Origin of the sequence: Stenotrophomonas sp. FR012 (assembly GCF_047520565.2) — a bacterium.
Lineage (GTDB): Bacteria > Pseudomonadota > Gammaproteobacteria > Xanthomonadales > Xanthomonadaceae > Stenotrophomonas > Stenotrophomonas sepilia.
Genome location: NZ_JAXBQL020000004.1, coordinates 70,066 through 83,746, shown reverse-complemented (window position 1 = coordinate 83,746; position 13,681 = coordinate 70,066). Strand labels below are relative to the sequence as shown.

The 13,681-nt window shown below is 66.9% G+C and carries 13 protein-coding genes; 6 read left to right on the top strand and 7 right to left on the bottom strand.

All coding sequences use genetic code 11. The features are described from left to right. The 4 genes from ACM0O9_RS08570 (at window position 1) to ACM0O9_RS08555 (ending at window position 4,064) form a co-directional block, all read left to right on the top strand. On the top strand, window positions 1-438 hold the full coding sequence (locus ACM0O9_RS08570) for a hypothetical protein (RefSeq protein ID WP_065186389.1): 438 nt from the start codon (window positions 1-3) through the stop codon (window positions 436-438). Window positions 439-659: 221 nt separating this feature from the next. Further along, window positions 660-1,226, top strand: a complete 567-nt coding sequence (locus ACM0O9_RS08565; RefSeq protein ID WP_005415802.1) for a TetR/AcrR family transcriptional regulator — start codon at window positions 660-662, stop codon at window positions 1,224-1,226. Beyond that, complete coding sequence (locus tag ACM0O9_RS08560; protein ID WP_065177464.1) at window positions 1,226-2,899, top strand: MFS transporter; 1,674 nt, start codon at window positions 1,226-1,228, stop codon at window positions 2,897-2,899. The genes ACM0O9_RS08565 and ACM0O9_RS08560 overlap by 1 nt, the downstream gene beginning before the upstream one ends. 10 nt (window positions 2,900-2,909) lie before the next feature. Further along, window positions 2,910-4,064, top strand: coding sequence for an HlyD family secretion protein (locus ACM0O9_RS08555; protein WP_414603941.1), 1,155 nt, complete (start codon window positions 2,910-2,912; stop codon window positions 4,062-4,064). Window positions 4,065-4,158: 94 nt separating this feature from the next. On the opposite strand, the gene ACM0O9_RS08550 is transcribed toward ACM0O9_RS08555, so the two are convergent. From ACM0O9_RS08550 to creB, 7 genes are all read right to left on the bottom strand, one after another. Further along, window positions 4,159-4,650: a Fur family transcriptional regulator gene (locus ACM0O9_RS08550; RefSeq protein WP_005415799.1), complete on the bottom strand. Its 492-nt coding sequence runs from the start codon at window positions 4,648-4,650 to the stop codon at window positions 4,159-4,161. 34 nt (window positions 4,651-4,684) lie between these two features. Continuing rightward, complete coding sequence (gltX, locus tag ACM0O9_RS08545) at window positions 4,685-6,088, bottom strand: glutamate--tRNA ligase (RefSeq protein WP_005415798.1); 1,404 nt, start codon at window positions 6,086-6,088, stop codon at window positions 4,685-4,687. A gap of 154 nt (window positions 6,089-6,242) precedes the next feature. Continuing rightward, window positions 6,243-7,835: a M20/M25/M40 family metallo-hydrolase gene (locus tag ACM0O9_RS08540; RefSeq protein WP_065177467.1), complete on the bottom strand. Its 1,593-nt coding sequence runs from the start codon at window positions 7,833-7,835 to the stop codon at window positions 6,243-6,245. A gap of 180 nt (window positions 7,836-8,015) precedes the next feature. After that, entirely contained in the window at window positions 8,016-8,426 is a 411-nt protein-coding gene (locus ACM0O9_RS08535; protein ID WP_005415796.1) for a hypothetical protein, read from the bottom strand. Window positions 8,427-8,436: 10 nt separating this feature from the next. Continuing rightward, window positions 8,437-9,756 (bottom strand): cell envelope integrity protein CreD, encoded by a 1,320-nt coding sequence (gene creD, locus ACM0O9_RS08530; RefSeq protein WP_065177468.1) that lies wholly within the window; start codon window positions 9,754-9,756, stop codon window positions 8,437-8,439. Between the two features lie 81 nt (window positions 9,757-9,837). After that, entirely contained in the window at window positions 9,838-11,298 is a 1,461-nt protein-coding gene (gene creC, locus ACM0O9_RS08525) for a two-component system sensor histidine kinase CreC (RefSeq protein ID WP_065177469.1), read from the bottom strand. 3 nt (window positions 11,299-11,301) lie between these two features. Continuing rightward, the gene (creB, locus tag ACM0O9_RS08520) at window positions 11,302-12,027 is read right to left on the bottom strand and encodes a two-component system response regulator CreB (RefSeq protein WP_080375099.1); all 726 of its coding nucleotides are present in this window, start codon (window positions 12,025-12,027) and stop codon (window positions 11,302-11,304) included. Window positions 12,028-12,062: 35 nt separating this feature from the next. Between creB and ACM0O9_RS08515 the strand changes: the two genes are divergently transcribed. Continuing rightward, the gene (locus tag ACM0O9_RS08515) at window positions 12,063-12,920 is read left to right on the top strand and encodes a 23S rRNA (adenine(2030)-N(6))-methyltransferase RlmJ (RefSeq protein WP_053499314.1); all 858 of its coding nucleotides are present in this window, start codon (window positions 12,063-12,065) and stop codon (window positions 12,918-12,920) included. A gap of 95 nt (window positions 12,921-13,015) precedes the next feature. Next, entirely contained in the window at window positions 13,016-13,561 is a 546-nt protein-coding gene (locus ACM0O9_RS08510) for a GNAT family N-acetyltransferase (RefSeq protein WP_004150340.1), read from the top strand. The last annotated feature ends 120 nt before the right edge of the window (window positions 13,562-13,681 follow it).

Here is a 13,681-nt window from a genome sequence, read left to right as displayed (position 1 = left end):
ATGACCATGAGTCTCGATGCCGAACTGAAAGAACGCATCCTTGCAATCGCCAAATGCGGGAGAACCGCTTGGCTGGCCGGTGACATCGCGGAGGCAGAGCATCGCTTCCTTGAAAGCTGGGACATGATTCCAGAGCCCAAGTCATCCTATGACCACGCCCAGAGTTCATCGTATGGAATAGCAGTTTTCTATCGCGATACCGCCCAGTTTGAGAAGGCCAGAGCGTGGGCGATGGTCGCCAGAGAAATTTATGGACAAGGAGAAGCCTCAAGCGAGTACATGGACGAGCTCCTTGCAACGATTGAGTTCGAATCGGGAAACCTTGATGCAGCCTACGCGCTGTTCGAACCGCAGCACCGCAAGTACGGCAGACGTGCCTTTGAGGGCCATGAGAAGGGGTTCATTGATTTCATCAAGAGCAGGAAGAAGGCCAGATGAGCGGATCAGCCACCGGCTAGCCGCATCCGTTCCGGCTCCAAGCCTTTTCATCCACGCATGGCGTGGATCTACAGCAACTCCAGCGGTGGGCCTTCGGGCCCCGTTTTCGTTCAGATTTTCACCATCACGCATCCGTCACAAAGATGTGCGTACCACAACAAGCGGACAATCCCGTCACTCAATGTCTCGCCAAACGGACACCTTTGTCCGAAAATAACTCCATGACCGCCCAACGTGCCGATGCTGCTGCCCGCCGTGCCCTCATCCTCGACGCCGCCGATCATGTCTTCGGCCAACATGGCGTCACCGCCCCGCTGGATCTGGTGGTCGAACGCGCCCAGGTGGGCCGCGCCACCCTGTACCGCAACTTCCCCGACCGCACCGCGCTGATCCAGGCGCTGCTGCAGCGTACGGTCGACCGCATCCGGCGCCAGGTCGAACAGCTCGGCGACCGCGACGACGCCCTGTTCGAGGTGTTCGAGGGCATGGCCCAGCGCATCATCGATTCGCCGGCGCTGGCCGATTACTGGCGTGCGGTCGATTCGGACGTGCCGGCCATGCGCGCGGCGCGCGAGACCGTGCGCGACCTGCTGGAGGAGCCGATCGCCCGCGCCAAGGCCGCCGGGCTGTGCCGTGCCGATCTGGAGAAGACGGATATTTCACTGATCTCGGGCATGCTGGGCGCAGCCCTGCGCGGCAAGACCCGCGACGAGCGCGCCCACCTGGCCGGGCGTGCCCTGCAGCTGCTGCGCGGGGGTCTTCAGGGAGCAACCAGCGAGGCCCGCTGATGGTCCAGCCGTATCTGAAGCCGGTTCCGGATTGGGAGGAGCACGAGAAGCCGACCATGCCCGGCTCGGCGTCGATGCCCTGGCACCCACCGTACCGGCGTGTGGCTTATGCGCTGGTATCGCTGCTGGTGGCGATCACCGGCGGGCTGGGCAATGCGCTGGTCACTGCCAACCTGCCGTTCCTGCAGGGCCAGCTGGCGCTGACCCCGACCCAGGGCAGCTGGCTGGTGGCGGCCTATGCAATGGTCAATGTCACCGCCAACCTGCTGGCCTTCAAATTCCGCCAGCAGTACGGCATCCGCCTGTTCGCCGAAATCGGGCTGGGCCTGTACGCGGCGCTGGCGGTGCTGCACCTGTTCGTCGGCAGCTTCGAGACCACGATGCTGACCCGTGCCGCCAGCGGCTTCGCCGGCGCGGCCTGTTCGACCTTGGGCACGCTGTACATGCTGCAGGCCCTGCCCCGCCGCTTTACCGGCAACCTGCTGGTGGTCGGCGTCGGCCTTTCGCAGCTGGCGGTGCCGATCGCCTGGATCGTTTCACCAGGCTTGGTGGATACCGGCCAGTGGCACCAGCTGTATTCGTTCGAGGCCGGCCTTGCGTTGTGCGCATTCGCCGCCGTAGTGGTGTTGAAGCTGCCGCCCGGCATCCAGGTGAAGGCCTTCGAGCCGCTGGATTTCCTTACCTTCGCGTTGCTGGCGCCGGCGGTTGCGCTGCTGGTGATCGTACTGGCGCAGGGCTACACCCGTTGGTGGCTCAACACGCCGTGGCTGGGCTGGGCGCTGATCGCCTCGATCGTGCTGTCCACCACCGCCTTCATCATCGAACACTACCGGCGCAATCCGCTGCTGCAGACACGCTGGCTGGCCAGCCTGCCCGTACTGCATTTCATCGTCGGCGCGTTCCTGATCCGCTTCCTGACCACCGAGCAGTCCTACGGCGTGGTCAACCTGATGCGCACGCTCGGCATGGGCCCTGATCAGTTGCGGCCGCTGTTCGTGGTGATTCTTGCCGGCGTGATCACCGGTATCGCCGGCACTGCACTGACTTTCGGGCCCAAACGGCTGATCCCGCAGCTGCTGATGGCGATCCTGCTGCTGGGCGCTGCCGCCTTCTTCGACCAGCACCGCACCAGCCTGGATCGGCCGCACGACTTCTACGCCAGCCAGTTCCTGGCCTCGGTCGGTGCCGGCATGTTCATGGGCCCGCTGATCATGCTCGGCATTTCCGCTGCGTTGAAACAGGGTGTGGACCACATGATCACCTTCCTGGTGACGCTGTCGATCACGCAGACGCTGGGCGGCCTGGCAGGTTCGGCGGTGCTGGGGACCTTCCAGCTGCATCGCGAGCAGTTGTACTCCAGCGCGTTGACCAGCCAGCTCGATCCCGCCGATCCGGTGGTGGCGCAGCGCCTGCGCATCCAACAGCAGCTGTATGCCGCCCAGATCACCGACCCGGTGCTGCGCAGCGCGCAGGGCAGCGCGCAGCTGGCGCAGACCACTCGCCGCGAAGCCAACGTGCGCGGCTTCAATGATGTGTTCACGCTGAGCGGCTGGCTGGCGATCGGCTTCCTGTGCTGGTTGCTGCTGCTGTCGCTGCGCACCGCCGTGCTCAAGCAATGGCGCAAGCGCCACCCCGCCCTTTCCACTGCGGCCACGCCAGCCGCGCCCCGCTGAGTTCTCGACCATGCCCCCCGTCCCGCCCCGATCCGACGACGCCGACAACGTGACCCCACCGCCGCCGACCGACGCGGCGCCTGCGCCCACGCCCGTTGAACCGGCGGTCGCGCCGAAGTACCTCAAGCCCAGCGCGCGCAGCGTGGTAGTGATGGTGGTGGTCGCCCTGCTGGGCATCGCGCTGATCCTGCGCGCCTGGCACCTGTGGCCGTTCACCAGCAGCGTGATGGTGACCGACAACGCCTATGTGCGCGGACAGATCACGGTGATGGCGCCGCAGGTGAATGGCTATGTGACTGAAGTGCTGGTGAAGGATTTCCAGCACGTAAGTCACGGCGAGCCGCTGCTGCGCATCGATGACCGCATCTATGCCCAACGCGTCGCCCAGGCGCAAGCGACGCTGGACAGTGCGCGCGCGGCGCTGGCCAACTCCGACCAGTCGCAGGCGCAGAACCGTGCGCAGATCGCCTCGGCGCGCGCCACGCTCTCGGCTGGCCAGGCCGAACTGCAGCGCGCGCGCAACGAGCTGAAGCGCTACGAGGAACTGGCCGCGCAGCAGTTGGTGTCGATCAATGACCGCGACAAGTTCCGCACCAGCCAAGCCTCGGCGCAGGCCAGCGTGCAGCAGTCGCAGGCGCAGATCCGAATCGCCGAGGAAACACTGGTGTCGACCCAGGTCGCGCGCAAGAGCCTGGAGGCCCAGGTGGAAAGCGCACAGGCGCAGCTGGAACTGGCCCGCATCGACCTGGCCAATACGGTGATCCACGCACCGCGCGACGGCCAGATCAGTGAAGCCAGCGTGCGCGTGGGCCAGTATGTCGCCGCCGGTTCGCAGCTGCTGTTCCTGGTACCTGACACACTGTGGGTGGTGGCCAACTACAAGGAAGGCCAGACCTGGGGAATGGCGATCGGCCAGCCGGCCACGTTCTCGGTGGACGCGTTCCAGGGCCAGGTGCTGCGCGGCCGCGTGCAGGAGATCGCGCCCGCCACCGGATCGGAGTTCAGCGTGTTGCGCCCGGACAATGCCAGCGGCAACTTCACCAAGGTGGTGCAGCGGCTGCCGGTGCGGATATCGATCGATGAAGGCCAGAAGCTGGCCGCGCAGCTGCGGCCCGGCATGTCGGTGATCGTGCGGGTGGATACCGCAGGCAAGCCGAAGGACTAGCCCTTGTCATGAAACGGGGTCAGATGCCTTTGCCAATGGCAAAGGGATCTGACCCCACTCAGGATGCCGGCCAGCGGCCGGCACTACCATTGCGTTACCCCGCGCAGCGCGCGCAGAGACCGTGCACTTCCAGGGTCTGTGCCTGCGGCTGGAAGCCCAGTTCCTTGGCCCGCTTCTCCAGCTGGCTGACGATCTCGCGGTCTTCCAGCTCCACTGCGCTGTGGCAGCTGTTGCAGATCAGGAACGGCACCGAATGCGCAGCGCTGCTTGGATGATGGCAGGCCACAAAGGCATTCACCGACTCCAGCTTGTGCACGAAGCCATTGGCCATCAGGAAGTCCAGCGCGCGGTACACGGTGGGCGGGGCATCAGCGCCCACGCCCTTGCCGTTGCGCACCCATTCCAGCAGCTCGTAGGCCTTGACCGGCTTGCCGGCCTCGGCGATCAGCTTCAGCACGTTGGCGCGGATCGGGGTCAGGCGCAGCCCGCGTTCGCGCGAGACACGCTCGACCACCGCCACGAAATCCGATGCGTCGTGGACGTGGTGGTGCGGGGCGGTACAGGCAGTGGCGGTCTTGGCGGGCATGCGTGTTCTCCGGTTCGGGCCTGGCAAGGATGCCTCAGGCCGTTGCTACCTTGGTGATGGCCACATCAATGCGTTTCAAGGCCTGCTCGCGGCCGGCCAGGTACACGGTATGGGAAATGTCAGGGCTGACCTGGGTGCCGGTGATGGCCACGCGCAGCGGCTGGGCGACCTTGCCCATGCCGATCTCCAGCGCTGCGGCCGCGTCATGCAGGGCGACGCCCACCGACTCGGCGGTCCATTCCGGCAGCGCGGCCAGCAGCTCGCGGGCCTTGCCCAGCGCCACCTCGGCACCGGCCTTGAAGTGCTTGGCCACCGCCGCTTCATCGTACTCGGTCAGCGGCTGGTACCAGACCACGGCCTTCTCGGCCATTTCCTTCAGGGTCTGCACGCGTTCACGCAGGGCGATCACCACATCCTCCGGAGCCGGGCCGGCGGCCACGTCCAGCCCCAGCTTCTGCAGCTGGTAGACCAGGTGCGGCACGATCGCGGCCACGTCCTCGGTCTTCAGGAAGTGCTGGTTGACCCAGCCCAGCTTGGCCATGTCCAGGCGCGAGGCCTTGGAATTGCAATCCTTCACGTCGAACAGGTCGATCAGTTCCTGGCGGCTGAACAGCTCCTGGTCACCATGCGACCAGCCCAGGCGGGCCAGGTAGCTCAGCAGCGCATCGGGCAGGTAGCCGGCGTCCTTGTACTGCATCACGTCAGCCGCACCGGTGCGCTTGGACAGCTTGGCGCCCTGCTCGTCCAGGATCATCGGCATGTGGCCGAACCTGGGCACCGGCGCGCCGATGCCTTCATACAGGTTGATCTGGCGCGGGGTGTTGTTGATGTGGTCGTCGCCGCGGATGACCTCGGTGATGCCCATGTCCCAGTCGTCCACCACCACCGCGAAGTTGTAGGTGGGGTAGCCGTCCGGGCGGAAGATGACCATGTCATCCAGCTCGCTGTTGGCGATCTCGATGCGGCCCTTGATCAGGTCATCGAACACCACCGTGCCTTCCAGCGGGTTCTTGAAGCGGATGACGCGGTTCGGGTCGTCCCGGTAGGGCAGGCCCAGATCGCGCGCAGCGCCGTTGTAGCGCGGCTTTTCCTGCCTGGCCATGGCGGCCTCGCGCATGGCATCCAGCTCCTCGCGGGTCTCGTAGGCGTAGTACGCCTTGCCCTCGGCGATCAGCTGCTCGGCCACTTCCTGGTAACGGGCGACGCGGTCGGTCTGGTAGATCGGGCCTTCGTCGTAGTCCAGGCCCAGCCACTCCATCGCCTCCAGGATGGCGTCGATTGCGCCCTGGGTGCTGCGTTCGCGGTCGGTGTCCTCGATGCGCAGCACGAACTCACCGCCGCGGTGACGGGCCTCCAGCCAGCAGTACAGCGCGGTGCGGGCACCACCGATGTGCAGGTAGCCAGTGGGACTGGGGGCGAAGCGGGTGCGGCAGGTCATGGACGGCTCGAGGAACGGGAATCCCCCGATTTTACCAGCCCACCGCCCCCGACGGAAAAAGGGGACGGAGGGGATTAAGTCGCGATTGCCCAGCCCTGGGGTGCTGCAACCGGGAAGCGGAGGGGAGATGCGACTTAATCCCCTCCGTCCCCTTTTACGGTTCTGCCTTTCGCGGGAAGGACGGCTCGCGCATTGCGGCGTTGTAGGCGAACGAAGCGACGATGGCCGCGGCCTGCTTCAGGTCTTCCGGTTCGGCGTGGTCCCAGGTGTCCAGGTGGCTGTGGTGGACGTTGGTGAAGTAGTCCAGCCGGTCCTGGATGAACTGGAAGCCCGGCAGGCCGATGCGATCGAAGCTGATGTGGTCGGTACTGCCGGTGTTGCGGGTGGCCACGGTGGTGGCGCCCACGTCATGGAACGGCGCCAGCCAGGCTTCGAAGATCGGCATCGCCGCCAGGTTTTCCTGCGCGTAGATGCCACGGAAGCGGCCCGAGCCGTTGTCCATGTTGAAGTAAACCTGGAACTTGCTGTAATCGCGGGTCTTCTGCAGTGCACCGGTCGGCTCGCGCAGCGACGCCGGCAGCGCCTTCTGCGCCGCGTCAGTGGGTTCGGGGAAGCGACCGAAATGCTTGGCGACGTAGGCCTGCGAGCCGATCAGGCCCTGCTCCTCGCCGCTCCACAGCGCCACGCGGATGGTGCGCTTGGGCTTGGCGCCGGTGGCCTTGAGGATGCGCATCGCCTCCATCATCACCGCCACGCCGGCCGCGTTGTCGGCCGCACCGGTGCCGCTGTGCCACGAATCCAGGTGCGCACCGATCATCACCACTTCATCGGGCTTGCTGCTGCCGCGGATCTCGGCCAGCGTGTTGTAGCCGGGCTGGTCGGCCTCGTCGGTGAAGCGCGCCGCTACATCCACGCGCAGGCGCACCGTCTGCTTGGCCTGAAGCGCGCGCACCAGCGGATTGAAGTGTTCGCTGATCATCGCCAGTTCCGGGATGCCCACCGGCTCACCGGCCTTGCGCGAACCGCCGCCGGCAACGCGGATGATGCCGTTGTCCCAGCTGCTGATGCTGATCGAGGCCAGCGCGCCCTCTTCGACGAAAAACGCATTGACCTTGGCCGCCAGCTGCTGGCGTTCCTGGTACTCCTTGACCCGCTTGGCGCGCTCGGCGGTAGCGTCCTTGTCCTTGGGCAGGGTGAACTCCTGCAGGCCCTCGAGCGAGGTCGCGTCGTGGCGGTGCGAATCGGGCTCGGTGCCCCGCTTGTATTCGCGTGCCTCGCCCAGCAGGAGGATCTTGCCGCGCAGCTTGCCGCGGTACTTCTCGATGTCTTCGGGCTTCTTGATGTCGACCTGCACCAGCTCGCCTTCGACCGGGCCCTTCGTACCGCGGGTCCAGGCTTTGGGCAGCGCATGCAGCGGCTGCACGCGGTCACCCAGCATTTCCACGCTCGCCGAGGTGAATTCCCAGCCACGGCCGAAATCATCGAAGGCTTCGTCGTGGACGTTGTCCAGCTTCCATTCGTTGAACTTGCCGCGGGTCCACGCATTGGCGCGGCCCATCGCCGGCGAATTGCTCAGGCGCGGGCCGATGCGCTCGGTGAGATAGCTGAAGGTGTCCATCACCTGCGAACGGTGGAATGCCTCCTGGCGGATGCGGCTGACCATGTCCAGGTCCACCGTTTCGCGCTGCTGCGCCGCTGCATTGCCACCCATCGCCAGCGCTACGGCCAGCACGCCCCACTTCAACACATCGCACCCCTGCCCTTCGGCTCGATCATCAACCCATCGAGTCTAGCCAGCCGGGGCGCGGCGATACCGTCCCATCGGTCATGGGCGGCGCGGAAGCGTGCGAACCGAGGTTCGCACCCACAGGAGAGTGGTTGGTTCGCACCCACAGCAGAGTCTTGGTTCGTACCCGCAAAAGCCGAATCACCCGCTCCATCCCAACCACAACTGCGCCCGCTCCGGCAGCAACAGCAACCAGTGCCGCCGGTCGACGCTGCTGCAGCCGTACACCGCCGCGTGTGCCGGCCAGTCATCCGGAAGGCCGCCGATGCCGATCTCGGCCAATGCCTCCGCGCCGGCCTTCCATGGCCGATAGCGCGGCACCCGCCCGGCCACCGCGCCGCGTCCCTGCCGCGCACCCTGCAGCCAACGCAATCCCTGCCCCTGCAATCCTTCGCAGGTCACCGCCGCCAGCTGGAAGCGGACCAGACCGGGGGCGATCCGCGCCCCCGGCAGGGCCGCCAGCACGCCATGTGCCTGCAGCAGCGCATCCACTTCCAGCAGGGCCGGAATGCCCTGCCGTGCCCGTTGCCGCAATCCCTGGCGCCAGCCCATGGCGTGCTCCTTACTTCAGGTCCGCGCCGAGCGCGTACCAGTCGACCCGGCGGGTCACCCACATCGCAAGCGCCAGGATCACGAACAGCAGCAGCGACCCCATCAGCAGTGCGTTGTTCTCCGACACCAGCAGGCCATACAGCGCGCCGTACAGCACGGTCAGCAGGGCCGCGAAGCCGAGGCCGCGCCTCCAATGGCCCAGCACGTTGGCCAGATACACCGCCTGCAGGCCGATACAGGCCACCGCCGAAACCAGGTAGGCCTTCCAGAACGCGATGTGCTCGGACAGGCTGATCAGCAGCAGGAAGAAGATCGCCAGCGCCAGGCCGACCATGAGGTACTGCAGCGGGTGGATGCGCAGCGACTTGATCAGCTCGAACAGGATGAATCCGACGAAGGTCAGCAGCACGAACAGCACCCCGTACTTGGACGCACGGTCGGCCTGGGTGTAGGTATCGACCGGATCGACCAGCGACACCGTCACCGCCTGCGAGTCGACCGAACCTTCATTGCGCAGCTGCCGCTGTGCGTCGGAGGCCAGCGATGACACCGCCCAGCGCGCGTCGAATCCCTGTGCATCAACGCGCCGCTCGTTGGGCAGGAACGCACCGCTGAACGACGGATGCGGCCAGCTCGAACGCAGCGCGATGTGGGTGTCATCGCCCACCGGCACCACCGACAGCATGCGGCTGCCATCCAGGCGCAGCTCCAGTTCAACGGTGCTGGCCGCCAGCGTGCCGCCCTGATCCGCAGCGAAACCGGCCACCGGCGCATGCAGGCCACGGCCAACTTCGCTGGCCACGCCGACGCCCGGCAGCAGGCGCAGCTGCTTGCCATCCACGCGCAGGTTCGGTGTACCGACCAGGCCGCGCACATCGGAAACGCCCACCGCCACATACGGCTGGCCATACGTGCGCCCTGCCTTCACGGGATAGTCGTCAGCGGCGAAGCTCGCCTTCATCTGGCCGTTCCAGCTGTACACCGGCACCTTGAACAGGCCGACTTCGCGCTGGCTCGGCAGCATCTCACCGCCCACCTCCAGCGACGCCGGCATCTGCAGCCAGTGCCCCTCGGTGACCTGCACCTCGGTCTTCTTGACGCCCAGCGGGTCAACCAGTTCAACCTGCTTGCGTTCCACCCACGGCACCACCCGCACCGGGCCAACCAGCTGCTGCGTGCCGGCACGGCTGTCGGCCACCCGCGCAAAGGCCTCGTCGCGGTACTGGCTGCGCTCGGTGATCACCCCGCGGATCATCATCAGCGGCACCAGCAACAACAGGATCAGCCCGCCGACAATGGCGAACCGCAGCAGCATCTTCAGGGATTTCATGGTCCATCCTCGTTGGAGAGGGCTGCAGGATGGACCGCTGCGGTGAGCAGGGTTTGTGGCGAATTTGAAGCGAGTGTGAAGTCAGCGGCGCGGGCGCTGGCCCGCTGCACCCAACGGCAGCCACAGGCTGGCCACCGTGCCACCGCCATCGCGGGCGTCGAGGCTGGCGCGTCCGTCATGCAGGCGAGCCACTTCCTGCACGAACGGCAGGCCCAGGCCGGAACTGCGCCGGCCGCTGCCGGGGCGGGCCAGCGAATAGAAGCGTTCGAACACCCGTTCGCGCGCGTAGTCGGGAATGCCGGCGCCGCGATCCGCTACCTGCAGGCGCACGCCCTGCCCGTCCACCTCGGCCTGCAGCGCGATGTCCGCGCCGGGCGGTGAGAAGGCAATGGCGTTGTCGATCAGGTTGTGCAACGCCTGCCGCAGCAGATAGGCATCACCCTGCACGCGCATGTCGGGCACGCTGCCGATGCGAACCTGCACGCCGGCCGCCTGCGCACGCACCTGCGCCGCCGCCGCCGCATCGGCCAGCAAGGTTGGCAGCGCGATCGGATCGCGGGTCTGCAGCCAGCCGTGCTGTTCCACTTCGGCCAGCGCCAGCAGCTTGTCGATCGTCTCGGTCAGCCGCTCCTGCTGATCGACGATGCTGCGTGCGAAATGCACGCGGTCGGCCTCCGGCAGCGGCTCCTGCAGCAGCTCGGCGGCACCGCGGATCGCCGCCAACGGGCTTTTCATTTCATGCGTCAGCGACTGCACGTACTGCTCGACGTAGGCCTTGCCCTCCAGCTTGCGGCGCATTGTTTCCAGTGCCTGGCCCAGGTCGCCGATCTCGTCGCGGCGCCGCCGCGGCGGTGGCACCGGTTCGCCGGCGCTGACCGCCCGTGCATAGCGGCTGAGCTGGCCAAGGCCCGTCGTGAGCCACATCGTCACCAGCACGCCGACCAGCGCCGACAATCCGATCAGCCAGGCGCCGCGCTCGATGATGGCGCGCTGGCTGGCCGCAATGAACGGATCGATGCTGCGATTGGGCTGGGCCAGGCTGAGCACGCCGATCAGGGTGCGGCCATCGGCCGGGTCGTATACCGGCGCCGCCACATGCATCACCGTATCGCCTTCTTCGCCTGGCACTTCCGGGCTGGAGCGGGCGCCGTACTCGCCACGCAGGGTGCGGTAGACATCGTTCCAGCGCGAATTGTCACGCCCCAGGTCGCGGCCCAGCGAGTCGTAGATGACGATGCCCTTGGCATCGGTGATGGTCACCCGGTAGTCCAGTGAGCGCTTGGGAAAGCGCCAGACCATCGCTTTCAGGTCACGCTGCCGCGCCTTGGCGAGGTTGCGGGTGAAGCTGCCGCTGCGGATGGTGCCGTCCTTGACATCGGCCGCCGCCATCTCGGCCAGCACGTTGGCGGCATCGACCAGGGTCGATTCCATCGCCTGGCGCACACCCGGCTTCACTTCGTTGACGAACACGCGCATCACGAAGAACGCGGCGATGCCGGTGATCAGGAAGAAGCCGAGGAACAGCTTCAGGACCAGGCGCATCGGCTAGACCTCCAGCGCGTAGCCGAGGCCACGGTGGGTGCGGATCGGGTCGTCGCTGGCACCGGCTGCGCGCAGCTTGGCGCGCAACGTCTTTACATGGGTGTCGACGGTACGGTCGGCACTATCGGCGCTGCTGTCCCAGCCGCGATCCATCAACTGGGCACGACTGAGGATGGCACCCGGCCGCTGCAGCAACGCTTCCAGCAACGCGTACTCGTAGCGGGTCAGGTCCAGCGCGTGGCCGCGGAAGCGGATGCGCCGGCCTTCACGGTCGATGGCGAAGGCACCATGTTCCTGCCAGCCCGTATCGGCGCCGGGGGCTGCCGCGACCGGTGCGGCGCGACGCAGGCGCGCACGCACCCGCGCCACCAGCTCACGCGGCGAGAACGGCTTGGTCATGTAATCGTCGGCGCCCAGTTCCAGGCCGAGCACGCGGTCCACTTCATCGTTGCGGGCGGTCAGGAAGATCACCGGCAGCTGCGCCGCCGGACCGGGCTGCGCGCGCAGCCGGCGGCACACCTCGAAGCCACCCAGGTCGGGCAGGCCCACGTCCAGCACCACCACGTCGATATCCCCGGCCTGCAGCCGTTGCAGCGCCTCGCCACCGAGCAGGCAGTGGCTGGCGGCATAGCCCTCGCTGCGCAGCGCATAGAGCACGGTTTCGGCGATGGCGGCTTCGTCCTCGACCACCAGGACATGGGCAACAGGAGCTGTCATGGCGCGCAGCATAGCCGCTGCGGCCGCCGCCCCGTACACTGCGGCCCATGAACTATCGCCACGCCTTCCATGCCGGCAACCACGCCGACGTGCTCAAACACATCGTGCAGCTGGCCCTGATCGACAGCTTCAAGCGCAAGGACAGCCCGTTCTTCGTGCTCGACACCCACGGCGGTGCTGGCCGCTACCTGCTGGCCAGCGAAGAGAGCCGCAAGACCCTGGAGGCCGAATCCGGGATCATGCGGCTGATGGCCCAGCCCAGGCTGCCGGAGGTAGTCGAGCGCTACCTGAAGGCGGTGCAGGCCGACAATCCGGTGGGCGCACTGACCAATTATCCGGGCTCGCCGCTGCTGAGCGCGCAGGCCATGCGCCCCCAGGACCGCATGGCGGTCTGTGAGCTGCAGGAAGCCGAAACGGCCACGCTGAAGGCCCTGTTCGCCCATGACAGCCGCGTCGACGTTCGGGCGGGCGATGGCTATGCCCTGCTGCGTTCGCTGCTGCCGCCGAAGTTCAACGGCAGCAAGATCGGCCGCGGCCTGGTGCTGATCGACCCGCCCTACGAAGCCCAGGATGCCGAGTACCAGGCGGTGCTGGCCGCCCTGGCCGAAACCCTGGCACGCTGGCCGCAGGCCACCTGTGCGGTCTGGTTCCCGATCAAGCAGCGCCGCACCATCCTGCACTTCCTGCGCAAGGCCACCGCCCTGCCGGTGAAATCGGCGATGACGATCGAGTTCCTGGTGCGCCCGGACGACTCGCCGCTGCGCCTCAACGGCAGCGGCATGCTGCTGCTCAACCCGCCGTGGCAGTTCGACCGCGTGGTCGGTCCGGCCCTGCCGGCGCTGCGCCAGCACCTGGGCGAACCCGGGGCCAGCACCCGCCTGGACTGGCTCAAAGCCCCCGAATAACGGCCTTCACGAGGCTGTACCGCCGTGAGCCTTTCGTTCACGGAACGCAGCCCCGGTGATGCCACAATCGATGGACCACCAAGGAATCACCCGGTATGGCCACTCGCAACCGCATGCCGCCCTGGCATGAGATCTTCAAGGCTCCCAGCGGCCACGAGCTGCTGATCCGCCCCATCCGCCCGGAAGATGGCGCACCGCTGCAAGCGGCATTCAGCCTGTTCGGGCCGGAAGAAATCCGTGATCGTTTCCTGCAGGCGGTGACCGAGCTGTCGCCGGAAACCACCCAGCGTCTGACCCACCCCAACCCCAAGACCGAGATCACCCTGGTCGCAGCCGAGTCCCTGCCCGCGGGCGAAGCGGTGGTCGGCGCGGTCGCCCGGGCCTCGATCATCCCCGGCACCCGTGAAGCCGAGTACGCGATCCTGATCAGCCGCTTCCTGATCGGCCAAGGCCTGGGACGGCAGCTGATGCGCAAGCTGGTGAAGTGGGGCCGTGGCAAGTACCTGGACCGCCTGTACGGCGACGTTGCCGCCGAGAACGAACCGATGAAGCAGCTGGCCGCGTCGCTGGGCTTCAAGCCGGTGCCGCACCCGACCGGAGCCGAAGGCCTGGTCCGGATGGTGCTGGAGCTGGACAACTGACGGATGCGCCGGGCCCTGCCCGGCCACGTCTCCCGGTAGTGCCGGCCGCTGGCCGGCATTCCGCTGCCCCAACGGCAGATGAGGCTGCCGGCAACGGGCCGGCACAATGCACCGGGACCG

Coding starts and splice junctions, on each gene's coding strand:
- ACM0O9_RS08515 (WP_053499314.1), top strand. CDS start 12,063: ATGAACTATCGCCACGCCTTCCATGCCGGCAACCACGCCGACGTGCTC.
- ACM0O9_RS08510 (WP_004150340.1), top strand. CDS start 13,016: ATGGCCACTCGCAACCGCATGCCGCCCTGGCATGAGATCTTCAAGGCT.
- creC (WP_065177469.1), bottom strand. CDS start 11,298: ATGCGCCTGGTCCTGAAGCTGTTCCTCGGCTTCTTCCTGATCACCGGC.
- ACM0O9_RS08560 (WP_065177464.1), top strand. CDS start 1,226: ATGGTCCAGCCGTATCTGAAGCCGGTTCCGGATTGGGAGGAGCACGAG.
- ACM0O9_RS08555 (WP_414603941.1), top strand. CDS start 2,910: ATGCCCCCCGTCCCGCCCCGATCCGACGACGCCGACAACGTGACCCCA.
- creD (WP_065177468.1), bottom strand. CDS start 9,756: ATGAAATCCCTGAAGATGCTGCTGCGGTTCGCCATTGTCGGCGGGCTG.
- ACM0O9_RS08570 (WP_065186389.1), top strand. CDS start 1: ATGACCATGAGTCTCGATGCCGAACTGAAAGAACGCATCCTTGCAATC.
- creB (WP_080375099.1), bottom strand. CDS start 12,027: ATGCTGCGCGCCATGACAGCTCCTGTTGCCCATGTCCTGGTGGTCGAG.
- ACM0O9_RS08535 (WP_005415796.1), bottom strand. CDS start 8,426: ATGGGCTGGCGCCAGGGATTGCGGCAACGGGCACGGCAGGGCATTCCG.
- ACM0O9_RS08565 (WP_005415802.1), top strand. CDS start 660: ATGACCGCCCAACGTGCCGATGCTGCTGCCCGCCGTGCCCTCATCCTC.
- gltX (WP_005415798.1), bottom strand. CDS start 6,088: ATGACCTGCCGCACCCGCTTCGCCCCCAGTCCCACTGGCTACCTGCAC.
- ACM0O9_RS08550 (WP_005415799.1), bottom strand. CDS start 4,650: ATGCCCGCCAAGACCGCCACTGCCTGTACCGCCCCGCACCACCACGTC.